Genomic DNA, 4732 nt, shown 5'->3' on the forward strand with positions numbered 1-4732 from the left:
GTGGAGACGGAGAGATTCGAACTCTCGTCCAGACAAGGAAACTCATAGCTTTCTACACGTTTAGTCTTGATTAATTGTCGGGAAAATCTTGGTTCAAGCCGGACCAAAAAAAATCCTTAGACTCGGTATACTAGATTTTACTCAGAGACATCAGCAAAACCCGACTCTGCATGTCGTCACCCCAATTCCACACGGCAGAGTTTGGCATGGAGGGATGTGGCAGGAGGCTTCAACCTAGTTGATAGCGACCTATGACTTATCCTAAATTAGGAATTAAGCTGCCATGGCATACGAAGTGTTGCCAGTTATTGTTTGAGTTGATTTTTCACAGGAGGTCTACCCTACTCCCGACGTGCTTACTATCAGAATACACAAGCTGTCAATACCGGTCGTCCCCAGTATTTTTATTATGGGCACAAATATAAGTATATTTTACGAATTTCTATCATCCAAAACAATTTTGCGCTACAACTTACAATCCAATTTTTAGCCCAGCATAAATCGTTCTTCCTGCCGATGGTTCATAATACCTATTGGCGGAGGCATTTATTTGAATATTGGCAAAGTATACCGAATCGAATACATTATTTACCCCAACAAAAGGCTCAACACTTATTCCCTTCATGGTATGATGCCATCCTGTACGAAGATTTAGTGTTTGGAAGCCCTTAACCAAAACATTGTTTGCATCATTTGCAAACATATCTCCTACACTTCGAAACTGGGCAACGGCAAACATACCTGATTTAGGAAAATACCTCAGCTCGGCATATACTTGATTCTTCGGAATACCTGGTAGGCGATTTCCCGAAAATGTACCCGCCAAAGTCTGATAGTTTTTGTAGATAAAATCTGAATAAGTATAGTTCAGAAAAGTGGTCAGTGCTGGAATGACTTGATAACTTAAGCCCACTTCAACCCCTCTCCTTGTAGACTCGCCTGCATTCCTGAAAAATGTTCTACCAGCTTGATTGGGCAACTGATAAGGTACAATTTCGTCTTGAAGATTTACTTGAAAAAGCGTAAAATCTACTTTTGCTTTATTACCAAACCAAGCTTTATAGCCCAATTCATAATTTTGTGATTTTTGTGGGTTCAAATCAGCATTGAAGCCCCCCTGTCCTGTAGGGTTATTTGTCAACTCGTTCAAAGATGGGGTTTCAAAATTACTTGTAAAATTAGCGTAAAGTGTATTACGCTCTGATATACTGTAAGATACTCCTAGCATAGGACTAAATCGCTGGAAATTTTTATTGGCTGACTGATTACCATCTGAAAGAAAATAATCATTTACCCCAATTTTTATCCAATCATATCGCGTGTTCAAAACAATTCGAAATGACTTAGAAGGGGCAAACTCCTGCAAAATATACGCTCCAGTATTATCAAAACGCTCATTTTGATCTAACTTCAGGGTACTCCGAACGCCAAGTTTATTATCGTATCGTTGACGATTATCTGATTGATTTTCTAAGTCTGCGCCCACTCTCAATTTATATCCTTTGTTAGAATATTGATAGGCGATTCCTCCTCCCCAAAAAACCCTTTGAAAGGCTATTTGTCCGCTTGTCTCAAAGGCCTGGTTGGTGTTAAAATCCCGATTTATCAAGAAAACTCTAACATTGACTAAACTATTACTTCCTAATTTTTGATCGACAATAAGCGCATTTCTGAGCTGATTGAACGATTCGGTTGTATTATAATCAATATTTGCTTTTCTCGCCTGAGACCTATCTTTATTTACCTCCTCGATGGTTAAACCACCCGGGTCTTCTGCTTTGGGGCTATCGATATAGGTCGACAACAAGCTAATTTGGGTAGCATCCGAGGCACGAAAGCCTATTTTAAAGTTGATAAGATTTCTTTCGAGTGAACTTTTCTGTCGAAAACCTGTACTTTCCAAACGCGAAATACTTCCTAAAAATGACCACGCTCCCCACGAAGAGCCAAATTTTAGTTGATATCTCTTTAAGCCATAACTACCCCATGTGCTAAAAACCTCGGCAAATGATTTGGTAGGAAAAGCATCAGAATGTAGTGATATGACGCCTCCTGATGCATTCCCATAAATTCCTGCAGTGGCGCCTCTGAGCACTTCCATTCTTTCTATAAGTCCAACGTCCACATTCCCCAGCTTTGCGGTTCCATCCGAAGTTGATTCGGGAATACCATCTAAGACTACTTTCAAACCACGGATTCCGAAGGCAGCCCTTGCCCCAAATCCTCTGACAGAAATTCTTAAATCTTGCGCAAAATTTTCGGAGTTCATAGCAAACACTCCAGGAACCGTATTGAGCCCCTCAAATAATGACATCCTCGTTTGTCCAATCTGTAACCTTGATTTTCCTAACAGAGTAACAGCCAAAGGCAGTTGATTTTCTTTTTGTGGGACTCTTGAAGATAGCACTGTAACGGGGGCTAGTTCTTGCACAGCCCCGATAGTATCGGGTTTTGAGTTTTGCGCATTTACCTCAAAAAAAGTAAACACTAACAATAGTATCAATCCGTATTTCATAAAATTACTTGAAAAGAAATTAAAGATACGACCTCGCGAGTAAGGATAGCCAAAGGTAGCACCAAAAAAATAAAACCCCGAAAAGTTTAGCTTTACGGGGTCACAACCTGATTAGGTATTTATAAAAAAATAAGGATTATAATGCTTTGTGTTTAAGGATGAAAGATGGGGTCGTACATTTGGATATCCGCCAATATCTAAAATAAACCCCATCCAATCAAACCTGTTCTAAATTGGTACAATATCCTGCCAAATACCTTAAACATCCGCCACTGTTAAAGCATTATACTTGCAAGCTGACACCAAAATATAATCTTTGGGTTACTAAAAGAATAACCGTTTATTTTAACTCGAAGGAATTTTTCTGACACATCTACATAATCCAAAATGGCTTTGGTATTAGGGAAATTTAAAAACTAGGAGCTATCGTATCTTTTCTACAAAGTGTTTTTTCGTGGCTCTAAGCAGTATTTTTTTACATACTAGGCTAATATGACCTTACTGCTAATAATGGTTTATCCATCTATAAAGCGGTAATAGGATGGATAAAATTTGATTTCCTGAAGACTCAATTTTATTTTCAAACGGTAACACTACTAAATAAAGTTGAAATGTAGAATTAAGTTTTGATGTCCTGATTTAAGCTACTTGTTGTTAGCATTAAGTCAAAATATGTTGGATTTATCGTAAAAATACATGGATTACTTCTGCTTGAAACATTTAGCCGAATGCTGATAATGTTTAAGTTCTAAGAGAAAAGGCTTGATGCAATAAGCTCAAAAAAAGGTGTTTTTACAAAAATTAGAAATACATTTTGTCGACAGCATAAAGAATAAGGCCAAGCTCTTAAATCTTCTATCTGTAACACACTTTGACAGTCTCCTTCTACTTGTGAGTGCATTTCAATAATTGTTGGCGTGTTGACCAAATTTTTTTTGGTTATTAAAATATTGAAACTTACTCGATTAACCTACTTTTTTACTTTTTTCGAAAATACAATGATATTTCTTTAGTTTAAAAAAAAATCAAGCTAAAACGCACGAATTATTAAAATAATTTATGAACTGCACATTTAGGCCCAATCTTCCCTCACAATCATCAAAATAGCCGATTGAGGTACAATCATATACTTTTCAGAATCTACCTCCACTTCAATTCCATTTCTTTTTAAAAATAAGGCTTGATCTCCCTCTTTGACTTGTAAAGGAATATAACGAACGTGGTCAGTGTCTTTCCAAGGTTCGTCTTCCTGAACAGCTGGAATCGGAAATCCTGGACCTACTTTGATAATATATCCCTTCAAAATTTCTTCTTTTTCTTGAACAGTCGGTGGCAAAAATAATCCTGAACGAGTAACTCCATTCAGCTCTTGTGGGCGAATCAATACTTTATCTCCCATCATTATTACCTTATCTAAGGTATCAATACCACCTCCAATCGTTGTAATCATTTTCTTAATTGTTAGAATAAAATAATTGATTGTTTAAATAAAATCACAAATTTAAAAACCCTGATTTATTATGTCAATTCAACTTTGGAGGTTTTTGTTCGTTGCATTTCGATAATTTCTACATCAAAAATCCTTTTACCTTCAATTTTTAGACGAATGGCAGTTTGAGTAGGATGAAAACCATGCTGACCCGCTGCTCCGGGATTAATGAACAACATCCCATTTCTATTCATATCTCGCTTCACTTGTAAGATGTGGGAATGCCCACAAACAAAAATATCTGGGATTTGTATGTCAAAACACTTCAAGGCATCAGGCTTGTATTTGGAGGGAGCTCCTGCAATATGTGTCATACCTACCAGAACCTCTTCACAATAAAAATGGTTTATCAAGGGATAAGTCTGACGAACGGTGGTACCATCAATATTGCCATAAACTCCTTGAACGGGTTTAAGCGCCACCAGTGTGTCAGATACAGCAATATCTCCCCAATCACCTCCATGCCAGATTTGATCACACCAGTTGAGGTGCTCCATTAGTCGAGAATCAAGATAACTATGTGTATCTGAAAGAATTAAAACTTTCTGCATAAGCTTGAGTTGGGTTTTTAAGTTTTTTGTTTTAGCACAAGGCAATAGGAAATAGGCATAAGGCGATAGGCACAAGGCGATAGGCGATAGGCGATAGGCAACAGGCAAAGAGTGCTAAATGTTTTGATATGTTATTGCAAAATGCCCAAAGCCATAAGCCTTACGCCGTAAGCTAAA

The 4732-nt window shown here is 37.6% G+C and carries 3 protein-coding genes and 1 other RNA gene; all 4 read right to left on the reverse strand.

Going from position 1 to position 4732, the window contains the following annotated elements:
- Positions 1-397, reverse strand: a transfer-messenger RNA (tmRNA) gene (gene ssrA / locus ACOVQ4_RS10745); the annotation flags it as partial.
- Positions 398-472: 75 nt separating this feature from the next.
- Positions 473-2515: a TonB-dependent receptor family protein gene (locus ACOVQ4_RS10750; protein WP_421820644.1), complete on the reverse strand. Its 2043-nt coding sequence runs from the start codon at positions 2513-2515 to the stop codon at positions 473-475.
- Positions 2516-3587: 1072 nt separating this feature from the next.
- Positions 3588-3965: a co-chaperone GroES gene (locus tag ACOVQ4_RS10755; RefSeq protein WP_421820645.1), complete on the reverse strand. Its 378-nt coding sequence runs from the start codon at positions 3963-3965 to the stop codon at positions 3588-3590.
- A 68-nt stretch (positions 3966-4033) separates the two neighbouring features.
- Positions 4034-4555 (reverse strand): metallophosphoesterase family protein, encoded by a 522-nt coding sequence (locus tag ACOVQ4_RS10760; RefSeq protein WP_421820646.1) that lies wholly within the window; start codon positions 4553-4555, stop codon positions 4034-4036.
- Positions 4556-4732 lie beyond the last annotated feature (177 nt).

The sequence above is a fragment of the Flectobacillus sp. genome (assembly GCF_049240685.1).
Classification (GTDB): Bacteria; Bacteroidota; Bacteroidia; order Cytophagales; family Spirosomataceae; genus Flectobacillus.